This window comes from Streptomyces sp. R28, from assembly GCF_041052385.1.
In the GTDB taxonomy this organism is placed as follows: domain Bacteria; phylum Actinomycetota; class Actinomycetes; order Streptomycetales; family Streptomycetaceae; genus Streptomyces.
In genome coordinates, this window is sequence record NZ_CP163439.1 from 2,266,073 (window position 1) to 2,280,141 (window position 14,069).

The 14,069-nt window shown below is 72.0% G+C and carries 14 protein-coding genes and 1 pseudogene; 9 read left to right on the forward strand and 6 right to left on the reverse strand.

From position 1 onward, the window contains the following. Positions 1-29: 29 nt before the first annotated feature. Positions 30-731: a FadR/GntR family transcriptional regulator gene (locus tag AB5J49_RS09895; RefSeq protein ID WP_369168160.1), complete on the reverse strand. Its 702-nt coding sequence runs from the start codon at positions 729-731 to the stop codon at positions 30-32. Positions 732-874: 143 nt separating this feature from the next. On the opposite strand from AB5J49_RS09895, the gene AB5J49_RS09900 reads away from it, so the two are divergent. The 5 genes from AB5J49_RS09900 to AB5J49_RS09920 all read left to right on the forward strand — a co-directional run bounded on the left by AB5J49_RS09900 (position 875) and on the right by AB5J49_RS09920 (position 6,170). Beyond that, a complete protein-coding gene (locus AB5J49_RS09900; RefSeq protein WP_369168161.1) occupies positions 875-1,384 on the forward strand; it encodes a gluconokinase in 510 nt (169 codons plus the stop codon). 91 nt (positions 1,385-1,475) lie between these two features. Beyond that, positions 1,476-2,918: a GntP family permease gene (locus AB5J49_RS09905; RefSeq protein WP_369168162.1), complete on the forward strand. Its 1,443-nt coding sequence runs from the start codon at positions 1,476-1,478 to the stop codon at positions 2,916-2,918. 35 nt (positions 2,919-2,953) lie between these two features. Further along, positions 2,954-3,715 (forward strand): SDR family oxidoreductase, encoded by a 762-nt coding sequence (locus AB5J49_RS09910; RefSeq protein WP_369168163.1) that lies wholly within the window; start codon positions 2,954-2,956, stop codon positions 3,713-3,715. 14 nt (positions 3,716-3,729) lie between these two features. Beyond that, the gene (locus AB5J49_RS09915) at positions 3,730-4,755 is read left to right on the forward strand and encodes an L-idonate 5-dehydrogenase (RefSeq protein ID WP_369168164.1); all 1,026 of its coding nucleotides are present in this window, start codon (positions 3,730-3,732) and stop codon (positions 4,753-4,755) included. Between the two features lie 179 nt (positions 4,756-4,934). Continuing rightward, complete coding sequence (locus tag AB5J49_RS09920) at positions 4,935-6,170, forward strand: hypothetical protein (RefSeq protein ID WP_369168165.1); 1,236 nt, start codon at positions 4,935-4,937, stop codon at positions 6,168-6,170. On the opposite strand, the gene AB5J49_RS09925 is transcribed toward AB5J49_RS09920, so the two are convergent. The 4 genes from AB5J49_RS09925 to AB5J49_RS09940 form a co-directional block, all read right to left on the reverse strand. Then, positions 6,124-6,747: a cytochrome b/b6 domain-containing protein gene (locus AB5J49_RS09925; protein WP_369168166.1), complete on the reverse strand. Its 624-nt coding sequence runs from the start codon at positions 6,745-6,747 to the stop codon at positions 6,124-6,126. The two genes, AB5J49_RS09920 and AB5J49_RS09925, sit on opposite strands and share 47 nt — an antisense overlap. Beyond that, positions 6,731-7,477: a molybdopterin-dependent oxidoreductase gene (locus AB5J49_RS09930; protein ID WP_369168167.1), complete on the reverse strand. Its 747-nt coding sequence runs from the start codon at positions 7,475-7,477 to the stop codon at positions 6,731-6,733. Before AB5J49_RS09930 ends, AB5J49_RS09925 begins: the two co-directional genes overlap by 17 nt. A gap of 102 nt (positions 7,478-7,579) precedes the next feature. Further along, a complete protein-coding gene (locus AB5J49_RS09935) occupies positions 7,580-9,127 on the reverse strand; it encodes an APC family permease (protein WP_369168168.1) in 1,548 nt (515 codons plus the stop codon). Positions 9,128-9,314: 187 nt separating this feature from the next. Beyond that, entirely contained in the window at positions 9,315-10,265 is a 951-nt protein-coding gene (locus AB5J49_RS09940) for a hypothetical protein (RefSeq protein WP_369168169.1), read from the reverse strand. Positions 10,266-10,570: 305 nt separating this feature from the next. Here AB5J49_RS09940 and AB5J49_RS09945 point away from each other — a divergent pair. Together AB5J49_RS09945 and AB5J49_RS09950 are read left to right on the forward strand one after the other, a co-directional pair. After that, positions 10,571-11,466: pseudogene (locus AB5J49_RS09945) on the forward strand (DMT family transporter). A 470-nt stretch (positions 11,467-11,936) separates the two neighbouring features. Further along, positions 11,937-12,464 (forward strand): NUDIX hydrolase, encoded by a 528-nt coding sequence (locus AB5J49_RS09950; protein ID WP_369168171.1) that lies wholly within the window; start codon positions 11,937-11,939, stop codon positions 12,462-12,464. On the opposite strand, the gene AB5J49_RS09955 is transcribed toward AB5J49_RS09950, so the two are convergent. Continuing rightward, positions 12,427-13,272 (reverse strand): hypothetical protein, encoded by an 846-nt coding sequence (locus AB5J49_RS09955; RefSeq protein WP_369168172.1) that lies wholly within the window; start codon positions 13,270-13,272, stop codon positions 12,427-12,429. The genes AB5J49_RS09950 and AB5J49_RS09955 overlap by 38 nt on opposite strands. Positions 13,273-13,337: 65 nt before the next feature. On the opposite strand from AB5J49_RS09955, the gene AB5J49_RS09960 reads away from it, so the two are divergent. Together AB5J49_RS09960 and AB5J49_RS09965 are read left to right on the forward strand one after the other, a co-directional pair. Then, positions 13,338-13,730: a YidH family protein gene (locus tag AB5J49_RS09960; RefSeq protein ID WP_369168174.1), complete on the forward strand. Its 393-nt coding sequence runs from the start codon at positions 13,338-13,340 to the stop codon at positions 13,728-13,730. Then, positions 13,727-14,056 (forward strand): DUF202 domain-containing protein, encoded by a 330-nt coding sequence (locus AB5J49_RS09965; protein WP_369168175.1) that lies wholly within the window; start codon positions 13,727-13,729, stop codon positions 14,054-14,056. Before AB5J49_RS09960 ends, AB5J49_RS09965 begins: the two co-directional genes overlap by 4 nt. Positions 14,057-14,069: the final 13 nt, after the last annotated feature.

Consider the following 14,069-nt stretch of genomic DNA (forward strand, 5'->3'; position numbering starts at 1 on the left):
GCCGCCGCCGCCCGCCCCGCCCTCTTCGGTCACGGCGCCAGGATGTCCAGCTCCTGGAGGGCGCCGACCGTGATCTCGCGGGTCAGGTGTTCCGCCCTGACCGCGTCGCCCCCGCGGACCGCCTCCGCGACCTGGACGTGCAGGGTGACCGCGGCCGGGTCGGGGTCCTCGAACATGACCTCGTGGTGGGTGCGGCCCGCGAGGACCTCGGCGACGACGTCGCCCAGGCGGGCGAACATCTCGTTGCCGGAGGCGTTGAGGATGACTCGGTGGAAGGCGACGTCGTGGATGAGGTAGCCCTCCAGCTGATGGCCTCGTGAGTGGGCGACCATGCCGAGGGCGCACTCGGTGAGTTCGGCGCACTGGTCGGCGGTGGCGTACTTGGCCGCCAGGCCCGCCGCGACCGGCTCGATCGCCGAGCGCAGGACGGTGAGTGAGCGCAGCTGCTGGGGGCGGTCGGCGCCGGCCAGGCGCCAGCGGATGACCTGCGGGTCGTAGACGTTCCACTCGGGCTTGGGAAGGACCGTCACGCCGACGCGGCGGCGGGACTCCACCAGGTGCATGGACTCCAGGACGCGGACCGCCTCCCGCATCACCGAGCGCGACACGTCGAAGCGCTGGGCCAGCTCGTCCGTGCGCAGGACACTGCCCGGCGGGTACTCGCCCGCGGCGATCGCGGGGCCGAGGGTTTCCAGTACATGGCCGTGCAGCCCCCGGCCCGGTGTGCTCATGCACTCAGCGTACGGGGCAGATCACGGGATCAAAAAGTCAGACTTATTCGTCACAGGCTCTTGAATTCGTCGTACCTAATGGGTTTCAGTGTGGCCGACGTCGGATGTCGACGTCGGATGTCGAGGAAGACAGCGAGGCAGTGATGCGTACCCCCCACGTCGTCGTGGTGATGGGCGTCGCCGGCACGGGCAAGACCACGATCGGTCCTCTGCTCGCCGCCCGGCTCGGCGTCCCGTATGCCGAGGGCGACGACTTCCACCCGGAGGCCAACATCGCCAAGATGTCGGCCGGTACCCCGCTCGACGACGCGGACAGGTGGCCGTGGCTGGACGCCATCGGGGCCTGGGCGCACGGGAGGGCCGGGCTCGGCGGGGTGGTCAGCTGCTCGGCACTGAAGCGGTCGTACCGTGACCGGCTCAGGGCCGCCGCGCCCGGGGTGGTGTTCGTGCACCTCACGGGCGACCGGGAGGTCATCGAGGACCGGATGGCGCATCGGCAGGGGCACTTCATGCCGACCGCGCTGCTCGACTCCCAGTTCGCCACGCTCCAGCCGCTCCAGGCCGACGAGGCCGGAGTGGCCGTGGACGTCGCCGGCAGCCCCGAGGAGATCACCGAGCGAGCCGCCACGGCGCTGGACGAACTTCCCGACTGACACCGGCAACACCGGTAGCACCCACCGGCAGGCGCCGGTAACACCCCCCCCCCCACGCGTCCCCCATCCCCGTACCTGCAAGGGAACCCCCGTGACCAGACTCAGCGTTGAGATGCTGGCAGCGGACACCGTCGAGCCCATCACCTCGGCCGGCCACGCTCAGCTGGGCATCGCCGTCCTGGCGGGCATCGCCGTCATCGTCCTGCTCATCACCAAGTTCAAGCTCCACGCGTTCCTGTCGCTGACCCTCGGAACGCTCGTGCTCGGCGCTATCGCCGGGGCACCGCTCGACAAGGCCATCGCCAGCTTCACCACCGGCCTCGGCACCACGGTCGCCGGCGTCGGCGTACTGATCGCCCTGGGCGCGATCCTCGGCAAGATGCTCGCCGACTCCGGTGGCGCCGACCAGATCGTCGACACGATCCTCGCCAAGGCGGGCGGCCGTTCGATGCCGTGGGCGATGGTGCTGATCGCCTCGGTGATCGGCCTGCCGCTGTTCTTCGAGGTCGGGGTCGTGCTGCTGATCCCGGTCGTGCTGATGGTCGCCAAGCGCGGCAACTACTCGCTGATGCGCATCGGCATCCCCGCCCTGGCCGGCCTGTCCGTGATGCACGGCCTGGTTCCGCCGCACCCCGGCCCGCTGGTCGCGATCGACGCGGTCGGCGCCGACCTGGGTGTCACGCTGGCGCTCGGCGTCCTCGTCGCCATACCCACGGTGATCATCGCCGGTCCGCTGTTCTCGCGCTACGCCGCCCGCTGGGTGGACGTCCCGGCCCCGGACCGGATGCTGCCTTCAACTGGGGGTTCCCCCCAGACCCCCGCGCAGCGTCCCTCCGAGGAATCCGATGAACTGGGCAAGCGCAAGCTCCCCGGCTTCGGCCCCACGCTGATCACGATCCTCCTCCCGGTCGTCCTGATGCTCTCCAAGGCACTGGTCGACATCGTGATCGACGACCCGGCCAACACCGTCCAGCGCGTCTTCGACGTCGTCGGCTCCCCGATGATCGCGCTGCTCGCCGCCGTGCTCCTGGGCATCTTCACGCTGCTCGCGCCCGCCGGGTTCGGCAAGGAGCGCCTCTCGCCGCTGGTCGAGAAGGGCCTCGCACCCATCGCGGGCATCCTGCTCATCGTCGGCGCGGGCGGCGGCTTCAAGCAGACGCTGATCGACACCGGTGTGGGCCAGATGGTCCTGGACATCTCCGAGGACTGGTCGATCCCGGCCCTGCTGCTGGCCTGGCTGATCGCGGTGGCCATCCGCCTCGCGACGGGTTCGGCGACGGTGGCGACGGTCTCGGCGGCCGGTCTGGTCGCCCCGCTCGCGGCCGACATGTCGACGACCCACGCGGCCCTGCTGGTCCTGGCGATCGGCGCCGGCTCGCTCTTCTTCAGCCATGTCAACGACGCCGGTTTCTGGCTGGTGAAGGAGTACTTCGGGCTGAACGTCGGACAGACCATCAAGACCTGGTCCGTCATGGAGACGATCATCTCGGTCGTCGCCGGTGGTGTGGTCCTGCTGTTGTCCCTGGTCATCTAGCGCCTTTTCCTGGCGCCTTCTTCAGGAGTACGACGATGACGGCTCACCCCCTCTTCGACATCGGCGGCCGCACGGCCCTGGTCACCGGCTCCAGCCGGGGCATCGGCCTCGCGCTCGCCCGCGGTCTGGCGGAGGCCGGCTGCACGGTGGTCCTCAACGGACGGGACGGCGAGCGCCTCGCCAAGGCCGCCGGGGAACTGCCGGGCGACGTCCACACGGCCGTGTTCGACGTGACCGACGGTCCGTCGGTGGCCGCCGGGATCGCGGATGTCGAGGAGCGGGTGGGCCCGCTCGACATCCTGGTCAACAACGCGGGCATGCAACTGCGCGCGCCCTTGCTGGAGTTCACGGACTCCGACTGGCACCGGATCCTGAACACCAACCTCACCAGCGCGTTCCTGGTCGGCCGGGAGGTCGCCCGGCGGATGACGGAACGCGGCCACGGAAAGATCGTCAACATCTGCTCGCTGCAGAGCGAGGTGGCCCGCCCCGGCATCGCCCCCTACGCCGCCACCAAGGGCGCGCTGAAGATGCTCACCAAGGGCATGTGCGCGGACTGGGGCCCGCACGGCGTCCAGGTCAACGGCCTCGGCCCCGGCTACATCGAGACCGAGCTCACCCAACCCCTCGTCGAGGACGAGGAGTTCAGCGCATGGGTGCGGCGACGCACCCCGGCCGGGCGCTGGGGGCGCACCGAGGACCTGGTGGGCGGGGTGCTGTTCCTCGCCTCCGGCGCCGCGGACTTCGTCAGCGGCCAGGTGCTGTACGTCGACGGCGGCATGACGAGCGTGCTGTGAAGGAGGCTTCGGGGATGCTCGGTTGTGTGATCCACGGGCAGGACGACCTGCGGGTCGAGGAGCTGCCCGTGCCGGTTCCCGGACCGGGGCAGGCGCTGGTGGCCGTGCGGTACGGCGGGGTCTGCGGCTCCGACCTGCACTACTGGCGGCACGGTGGGGTCGGCGACTTCCGGCTCAAGGAGCCGATGGTGCTCGGCCACGAGGTGGTCGGGACGGTCGTCTCGTACGGCGACGGGGCATCGGGGCCGGTCGCCGGTACGACCGTCGCGGTCCACCCGGCCACTCCCTGCTCGGCCTGCCCCGAGTGCGCGGACGGGCGGCGCAACGTCTGCCGGGACACCCGCTACCTCGGCAGCGCGGCACGCTTCCCGCATGTGCAGGGCGGGTTCGCGGCCCAAGTGGTCGTGCCCGCAGACCAGTTGAGGCCGCTCCCGGCCGGGCTCGGCCTGCGGCGGGCGGCGCTCGCCGAGCCGCTGTCCGTCGCGCTGCACGCGGTGCGGCGGGCCGGAGAGGTGGCCGGGAGGCATGTCCTCGTCACCGGTGCCGGGCCCATCGGGTGTCTGGTGGTCGCGGCGGCGAAGGCGGCCGGGGCGGCGCACGTGACGGTGACGGACCTGCTGCCGACTGCGCTTGAGTACGCGCGGATCGCCGGCGCCGACAGCCTCGTACGGGCCGATGATCCGGGCGATGCCGGGTGGCCGTCCGAGGTGGACGTGGCGATCGAGGCATCGGGGGTCGCCGCGGGGCTGGACGCGTGTCTGCGACTGGTGCGGCGCGCAGGTGCCGTGGTGCAGCTCGGGATGCTGCCGCCGGGGCTGAGTCCGTTCGCGGGGAACCTCGTCGTGAGCCGGGAGATCGAGCTGCGGGGGGCGTTCCGCTTCGACGGGGAGTTCGACGCGGCACTGGAACTGCTCGCCGCCGAGGCCTCGTTCGATGGGCTGGTCAGCGCGGTGGTGCCGGTGCGGGAGGCCGAGTCGGCGTTCGCGCTCGCCGCGGACCGGAGCCGGTCGTGCAAGGTGCTGCTGGACTTCGGGGGCTGAACAAGCCGGGGTTCGGCCGGGGTTCGCCGGGATGCCGCTTCTCGGGGTCGCCGTTTCTGAGTGCCTGAACTCACCCTGACGATCGCATGAAGCCACTTCCCCGAGGGCGCCCTCGGCCTGATGATGAGGTGATCCTTGGCGGCTGCCGCAGCTGTCGGGGGAGAACATCGGGGGGCGTCATGGCGGTTTCCCTCGGGATGCGTATCTCGGGGCTGCTCGTTGCAGGGGCGGTGGCGGTCACCGCCGCGGCCTTCACGGGTGACGGGGGTGTCACTGCGGACGGCAGGGGCGGTGGGGGCACGATCGTCACCGCCGAGCCCTCCGACGGCACGCGGAAGCCGCCGACCGGTCTGCCCGGCAGTTCCCCTCCTCCGGTACGGCAGTCGCCGGCCGGCCACTTCGAAGTGCCCGCGGCCACCGGCACGCCCCGCGCCTCCCAGGGCGAAACGGTGAGCGAGAGCCCGAGCCCCTCCTCCCCCAGCCCCTCCATGAGCGAGAAGCTCCTCGAAGCCCCCGTCTGGCTCCCGCCCGGCCCCGACTCACCGGACGTCGACGGCACGCCGGACCCGGCGAGCGTGTACGACCTGCTCCGCTCCCCCACCGAGTGCCGGAAAGCGCTGGAGGTGATCCCTCGGACGGCGGCCGACGCGGAGTGGACCCTGCTGCGCGGGCTGGCCTCCGCCTGCCTGGCCGTGCAGGGCCAGGGCGGCAGTTGGGGGCAGGCGGTTCGGGACCATGCCGCTCAGGCGGACAAGGCGGACACGTGCAAGGGCCGTGCCGCGTACGCCGTCCTGGGCTCTCTGCTCGATTTCCATCGGCGCCATCCCGGCGGCATCGTGCGGCTGAAGCCCTCGGCGAGCGGTACTCCCCCGGCGTGCGGCTACCGGATCACCGGGGTGGACACCGGCGGTGACGGCGAGGCGCGGCCCGGTGAGGTGGTCGGGATCGAGCTCGCCGACACCTACTTCGACCACGCCGAACCGCTGCCGGACGTGAGCGTGACCATCGGGGGGCAGCAGGTACCCGGGGTGCCGGTCCTGAAGTCGGAGTCGGCCGACCGTCTGGTGCTGTCCGTCGTCGTTCCGGTGCTGGAGCCTGGCCCGGCCGACGTGACCGTCCGGCATGCCGGCGTCGAGCTCCGCATGCCGGCCGCCTTCACCGTCGCCACGCCGGACATCGTGCAGGACCCGGACCCTGACCCGGCTCCGAGCGCCCCTGGCGAATTGAGCTGCGGCTCGTCGACGCCCCAAAGGGGCACGGGACCGTCATCGACATGCGGCTACCGCCGCGTGGGCGCGACCAGCCACAACGCACCCGCAGACGCCCGTCATCCCCTCGCGGCACTCTCCTCGGCGTTCCTCGTTCCTTCTACCGTCTCCACAGCGAATGCTCCCGTTCAGCCCACTCCCGGCTGACTGACCCCGTCCGCATCCCCCGTCGCGCCTCCGGATCCCCCAACGCCATGCCGATGTGCCCGGCGAGGACGATCCCGACGGTGAGCGCCAGCCAGTCGTGGACGAACGTCGCGCTGGTCCGCCACACCAGCGGCGCGAGATGGGTGAACCACATCATGAGACCGGTGCCCAGCATCACCAGCGTCGCCCCGGCGATCCAGGCCGCATAGATCTTCTGCCCGGCGTTGAACTTGCCCGCAGGACGGGACGCGGCCCGCTTGTCACGGCGGAACGCGGCGCTCAGCCAGACGCGGTCGTGCGAGCCGAAGCGGTTCAGGTGGCCCAGATCGGCGCGGAACGCGCGGGAGGCGAGGCCGGCCAGCACCGGCACGGGCAGGGCGAGGCCGGCCCACTCGTGGACGCGGACCACCAGCTCGCGGCGCCCGACGAGTTCGGCGAGCTGCGGGACGTACAGACAGGCCGCCGTCACCACGCACACGCCCATCAGCGCGGCCGTCGTGCGGTGCACCCAGCGCTCGGCCCGGCTGAAGCGCCGGACGCCGGTGGACCGGCCGGGTACGTCAACTCGTAGGCTCATCGTCGCGTCCGTTCGAGCGGCCGACCCAGGCGTCGACGTCGTAGCCCCGTTCCTCCCAGTAGCCCGGCTTCACGGCCTTGGTGACGGTGATGCCGGAGAGCCACTTGGCGGACTTGTAGAAGTACATGGGGGCCACATAGAGACGGACCGGGCCGCCGTGGCTGTGGCCCAGGTCCTTGTCCTGCATGCGCAGGGCGACCAGGACGTCGGCGCGGCGGGCCTGGTCGAGGGTGAGGCTCTCGGTGTAGGTGCCGTCGAAGCAGGTGAAGCGCACCGCCCCGGCCTCCTGGCGCACTCCGGCGGCGTCCAGCAGCCGGGACAGGCGTACGCCTTCGAAGGGTGTGCCGGGGACCCGCCAGCCGGTGACGCACTGGACGTCGCGCACCATCCGGGTCTGCGGGAGGGCGCGCAGGTCGGCGAGCGTATAGGTGCGGGGGTGGTCGACCAGGCCGTCGACCGTGAGGCGGTAGCTGGTCGCGTTCTTGTGGGGCACGGAGGAGGCGACCGAGTAGTAGCGGAAGCCGCCGCCGTTGGGGAGCAGGCCCGTCAGGCCGGTCGGGTCCTTGTCGGAGGCGCCCGCGAGGAAGGACTCCAGGCCGCGTTGCAGGGTCGGCGCGGTGACCACGCCGAGGGCGCCCAGGCCGAGGGTGCCGAGGAAGACGCGGCGGCCGATGGGCTTGCCCTTCTCCTCGCCCTTCGCTTCGGAGGCTTCGGGCTGTTCGGGATTCACCTGTCCATTCGAACACCCGCGACCCGGGCGGGACCAGGAATCGCGGGTGCTCGTCAGGGTTCCGTAATCACTTCTTACGGGATTCTCAGGAGCGGTCCTCCGCTACGACGCCTCCGTCGCCGCCTTCTCCAGCTGGAACGCCTCGTTGCCGAGCCCGATGCGGGCGTGCTTCTCGGGGGCGCGGGAGCGCAGGAGCAGGCCCTGGATCAGGCCGACGGCCAGAGCGAGGGCGATGACGGCGGGAAGCGCCCAGCTCAGGGACGAACCCGGGCCCGCCCCGATCAGGACGTCGAAGTCCTTGACGGTGTAGACGACGATGAAGGCCAGCGCGAGGACGGCGAGCGCGGAGGCGGCCAGCCGCCAGAACTGGGCGGCGACGGCTCCCCGGCGGACGAAGAAGACGATGACCGAGACCGAGGCGGCGGCCATCAGCGCGGCGACACCCAACGCGCCGAGGCTGCCCATCCAGGTGAACAGGTGCAGGACCGGGGCGGTGGGGTCGCCGGCCGGCTTGTCGTCGGTGAACGCGAAGACGGCGACGAGCACGAGTGAGATCACGGTCTGCAGCAGCGAACCCGTGCCCGGGGCGCCGCTCGCGCCGCTGGTGCGGCCGAAGGTGGCGGGCAGCAGTCCCTCGCGGCCCATGGCGAAGGCGTAACGGGCGACGACGTTGTGGAAGCTGAGCATCGCCGCGAACATGCCGGTCACGAACAGCACGTGCAGGACGTCGGTGAAGCCGGCGCCGAGCAGGTCCTCCGTGAGGAAGAACAGCAGCCCGGCGCTCTGCTCCTGCGCGGTGCCGACGATCGCCGAGGGGCCGGCGGCGACGGTGTACGCCCAGCAGCTGATCGTGTAGAAGACGGCGATGCCGCCGATCGCCAGGAACATCACTCGGGGCACGAGGACGTGCGGACGGCTGGTCTCCTCGGCGTAGACGGGGGCCTGCTCGAAGCCGAGGAAGGCGGCGACGCAGAAGCACAGGGCGGTGCCTACACCCGCGCCGGTGAGGGTGTCCGGGTTGAAGGCGTGCAGTGACAGGCCCTCCTTGCCGGGGTCGGCGAGCGCGGCAACATCGAAGATGACCACGAGGGCGACCTCGATGATCAGCAGAACGCCGAGCACGCGCGCGTTGAGGTCGATCTTCAGCCAGCTGAGGGCGCCGACGAGGAGTACGGCCAGGAGCGCCGGTATCCACCAGGCGACCTCGGTGTCGAGGTAAGTGGCGAACAGCCCGGAGACCTCGAAGCCGAAGATGCCGTAGATGCCGACCTGGAGCGCGCTGTAGGCGACGAGCGCGACCATCGCGGCCCCGGCGCCGGCGGTGCCGCCGAGGCCGCGGGAGATGTACGCGTAGAAGGCGCCGGCGTTGTGGACGTGCCGGCTCATCTCCGCGTACCCGACGCTGAACAGGGCGAGCACGAGGCCGAGGATCACGAAGAGCAGCGGCTGCCCGAGGACGCCCATCACTCCGAAGGTCGTGGGCATGACACCCGCGACCACCATGAGGGGTGCCGTCGCGGCGAGCACGGACAGCAGCAGGCCGGTCGCGCCCAGCCGGTCGGCGCGCAGGGCGCGGTCCTGCCCCTTGAACGTACTGATGCCGCCGCCGTCCACGGTGGCTCTGCTCGTACTGGAACTGCCCGTCGTCATGGCAATGACCGTCCTTTGTCGGGTCGGGGGTCGAGGGCGCTGGGGGTCGGCGGTACTGGGGTGCGGGTCGGGGTCGGCGGTACTGGGATGCGGGTCAGGGTCGGCGGCGCTGGGGTGCGGGTCGGGGGCGGGCGCTGCGTGTGCGGACAGGTCGGGGGTGGCTGCGGGGGCGGACGGGGGCGTGCGGTCACGACGTGCCGAGCGCGGTGGCGCGGGCGTCGCGGAAGGCGGGATACGGATCGCGGTCCGGGTACGACCAGGGCGACGGGGTGGCGTGCTCACCGATGCGGTGGAACAGGGCGGCCGCCTCGGCGCTCCGGCCCTCGCAGACCTTGGCGTGGGCGAGGAAGTTCAGGTCGATGAGGCGGCGCGGGTGGCCCTCCTGCTCCCACTCCAGCCACCAGTCGAAGGCGGCCCGCATCACCTGCCGGGCCCGACGGCCCGTCCAGTGCCCGGAGGCGTCCGCGCCCCGGGGCTCGCGTCCCGTCGCGCCGAGGACGCGGTAGCGCTCGGTGTGGGCGATGACCGGGAGGATGGCGAGCGGGGAGTCGGCGGGAGCCTGCTCAGCGGCGTCGTTGGCGAAGTCGTAGACCTCGTGGAGCGGGTCGGGACCGGCGCCGGGGTGGCGCTCTGCGAGCCGGGCGACCATCAGGTGATGGGCGTGGTGGTGGTCGGCGTACCGGGTGCGGACCTCGGCGAACAGACGCCGCACCTCCTCCTCGGCGCCCAGGGCGCTCTCCAGCATGAGCAGGCCGAGCCAGGGCGTGGGGTCGGCGGGCGCGAGCGCGGCGGCGGCGCGGCAGGACTCGCGGGCACGGACCGGTTTCTCCTTGCCGCGCAGGGCGCGCCGGACCAGGGCGAGGGCGAGCAGGACGGCGGCGTCGACGGAGTCGGGTTCGGCGAGCAGCCAGTCACGGACCCAGGGGGCGCAGTACGGCTCCTGAGCGAGGACGGTGACGCGGTGCCCTCTGCGGTCCCAGTCGTCGCCGGTCCGGGCGAGCAGCGAGCGGGCCGTCTGCCACCTGCCCTGGGCCAATGCGGTGCGGGCCGCGGCGAGCTCGGCGTCGTCGAGGGCCGCGTCGAAGGTGTGGGCTGCGCGCTTTCGGCCGCGGCCGAGGGGTGGCGGAGGTGGGGGCACCGTTTTGGGTTCTGTCGAGGGGGAAGGTGTGGACAGTCATCAACCGATCACTCACAGCAAATCCGCAGCCAACGCTTCACGTCAAGAGCTGCTGCCGCGTTACACGCGTCAACTCCCGTTACTGGTGAGACAGTTGTGACACCACCGCTGCCCGTAATGCCCGATTTATTCGGAGTGTGTGAAGTACGTCATGGCGGCACCGTCGTCGGCATCGCAGGATCGGGGGAACGCGCAAGCCGGGCTCGGGGCCGCTACAGTCGGCCCTTACGCATCCCGTCCGCCCGGCAGGATTCGAGGTACGCAGCGTGTCGCTCCAGATTCTGATACTCGCCGTAAGTGCTGCATGCTGTCTGGGCTTCGGCTTCGTACTGCAGCAGAACGCGGCCCAGAAGGCGCCACTGAGCGACTTCCTCTCCCCCCGCATCCTGCTCGACCTGATGAAGGTGCCGCGCTGGCTGGGCGGCATCGGGCTCATGGTGGTCGGCATGGCGCTGGGCGCGATGGCACTGGGCCAGGGCGAGATCTCCCTGGTGGAGCCACTGCTGGCGACGAACCTGCTGTTCGCGCTCGTGCTCTCCCGCCGCCAGACCAAGCAGTCACTGGGCCGCCAGGGCTGGGCAGGCCTCGCCCTGCTCGCGGGCGGTGTGACGGCGTTCATCGTCGCCGGCCAGCCGCACGGCGGAACGGCACCCAGCGATCCCTTCCGGCAGTGGCTGATCATCGGCGTCATGGTCGGGGTGGCCCTGCTGCTCACGGCGTACGCCAAGCGCTCGCGGCTCAGCTCGGGTCCGGCGCTGCTGGCGACGCCGCCGGTCTGCTGTACGGCGTGCAGGACGCGCTGACGCGGGTGACCGGCCAGCGTTTCGCCGAGGGCGGCATGTCCGAGGTCCTGACCGGCTGGCAGCCGTACGCCGTGGTGGCGCTCGGGCTCACCGGGCTGGTCCTGGTCCAGAGCGCGTTCGAGACGGCGTCCCTGCGCATGTCCCTGCCCGCCCTGACCGCGGCCCAGCCCCTGGCCGGCATCGCCTGCGGCGTCGGCTTCCTCGGCGACCGGCTCCGCACCGACGCGGGGGCGCTGGCGTGGGAGGCGGCCGGACTCACGGGCATCGTGGTCGGCATCATCCTCCTCGGCATGCACCCGGCGATGCCGTGCGGGACGAAGCAGCCGGCACGTACGCCGGCGCTGCAGACTGCGGGATGACGGCGCGCCGGGGCGGGGCACCGGGCTGACGGCGCGGACGGGTACGGGCAGGCGCCGGCGGCCAGGGCGTGGGCCAGCGGACACCGACCGGCCTGGAAGGGCGCGGCTGATTCGCTCAAGCTCACCTTGAGGAGCGCCTCACCCGCCGGCACTGGTCGGAAGCAGCCGGTCGGACGGGCAGCGGAGCGCGCGCATCACGGTCGACCAGGGCGGCTGGGCGGCTGGGTGGCTGCGGGCCACGCACGGACCAGGTCGGCCCGGAGCGACACAGACCACCGCGAAAGCGCCTCGGCTCGGCTCGCCTCGGCTCGGACAGACACCTCCCCCAAGCCCCGATAGCCCTTCACCGCGGGTAGACGCAGGGTGACCGACCGGCCAGGGGCTCGGAGCGGCGCAGGCAGAGGGCCGCGGGGGCGTGCGGGGCCCGCTGGGATGGCCCCCTGCTGGACGGCCCCTGCTTGGATGGGTCCATGAGCGCTGCTGACGAGATTCTCGACATCGTCGACGAGCACGACCAGGTCATCGGACAGTCCCCCCGCGGCGAGGCCTACGCCAGGGGGCTGCGCCACCGCGCCGTCTTCATCGAGGCCCGGGACGCCCGGGGCCGCCTCTTCGTGCACCGCCGTACGCCCACCAAGCTGGTGTTCCCCTCGCGGTACGACATGTTCGTCGGCGGAGTGGTCGGCGCGGGTGAGTCCTACGACGTCGCCGCCCTGCGCGAGGCCGAGGAAGAACTCGGCGTGAGCGGCCTTCCCCGACCGGCGTTCCTGTTCAAGTTCCTGTACGACGACGGCGCCGGGCAGACCTGGTGGTCGGCGGTGTACGAGGTGCGCTGCGAGCTGCCCGTGAGCCCGCAGGTGGAGGAGGTCGCCTGGCACGATTTCCTGCCCGACGCCGAGGTGGAGCGACGGCTGACCGAGTGGGCGTGGGTGCCGGACGGGCTGGCGGCCTACGAGCGGCTCAGGGCCTACCGGGCGGGTGGCGGAGCGACCGGCTGATCGAGGCCGGAGCGACCCGCTCATCCCCCCTTCCCCTCTCCCCCTCTCCCCCTCTCCCCGCAAGCGCGTCGGCAAGAGCCCTCTCCTGGTCGGCGGTGATGCCCAGACCGAGCGGCACGGTGCGCGGGCTGTGCCGCCCGTCGCACAGGGCCAGCGGAGTGGGCTCGGCCGCGGTGCCGCTGAGGGGGCTGCGGCCCTGTGCCGCCCAGGCCGGCCCGTCCCAGAAGCCGTGGTCCAGGAGCCGCTCCGCCACGTCCGGCGCCGCCTCCGCGGACACCCCCACCGCCCTGAGCGCACCGGATATCCGCGCCACCGCCTCCGCCTCGGGCACGTCCGCGTCACCGAAGGCCGGCAGCAGCAGGAGCAGTCGCAGCCCGGGATCCACGACGCCCTCCGCACCGGCCGGAGCGGACTCGGCGACGGCGACCAGCTCGGGCCAGGACAGTCCCGGCCCGCTGTAGTGACCTTCGATCGACGCCAGGTAGGCGTGGCGGTCCCAGTCGGGGTGGGCGATCAGGTAGTCCGTGCCCGAGTCGTCCGGGAAGTTGCGGTGGACGATCCACAGCACGTGCCCGCCCGCCATAGGTATGCGGAACGCGGGCCAGACCTCCTGCGCCCCGTACAGCACCTCGGCCGCCTCGTCGACGTCCGCCGAGTCGGCACCGAAAGTCTCGGGCTCGTCCGCGAACTCGTCCCAGACCGGGGCGTAGAACACCGGCCAGAAACCGGGCAGGCCGAGCAGCTGCTCGGCGGGGGCGATGCCGTGTCCGGGCATCGCGTACCCGGCCAGTGACGTGGGAACATCCATGGCCCGAACCGTAGCGGGCAGCACTGACAACGCCCCCCGGCAGCCGCCCGGATAGGGTCGTGCATGTGATCGAGTTCGTACGAAACGTCCGGCTGTGGTTCGCGCCGCAGCAGATCCGACAGGAGGGCGGCACCCCCGACTACCGCTTCTCGCTGGCGAACGAGCGCACCTTCCTGGCCTGGCTGCGTACCGCGCTCGCGCTCATCGGCGGCGGCTTCGCGGTGGACCAGTTCCTGCCGGACCTGCGCTGGGGCTGGCGCGTGGGGCTGGCCCTCGCACTGCTCGCGGCCGGCGTGCTGTGCTCGTTGCGCGCGGTGAACCACTGGGTGCGCTGCGAGCGGGCGATGCGCCGGGGCGAGGACCTGCCGGTGTCGCGGTTCCCGGCGGTGCTGGGCATCGTGGTCGCGGTCGTGGCCGTCGCGATGGTCGTCGTGGTGCTCGTGGGGTGGGAAGGGTGAGCACCGGGGCGGTCGCGGAGCCGGTGCGGGATCCGGGGCTGCAGCCCGAGCGGACGCGCCTGGCGTGGCGCCGTACGACACTGTCCGGCACCGTGGCCGCCGTACTCGCCATGAAGAGCGCGCTGCACGGCCGGGCCTCGGTCGTCGGGATCTTCGTCTGCGCCCTGTCCTTCGGCCTGTGGCTGGGCTTCCTGGCCCTCGCCCACCGCCGTATCCGCGTCCTGGCCTCGTCGGCCGAACCGGCGGCACTCTCCCCTCGGCATGCCACGGCCACGGTCCTGTTCACCGTGGCCCTGGCCGTGTGCGGCGCCGCCCTCGTCCTGTGAGCCGGCCTCCTCC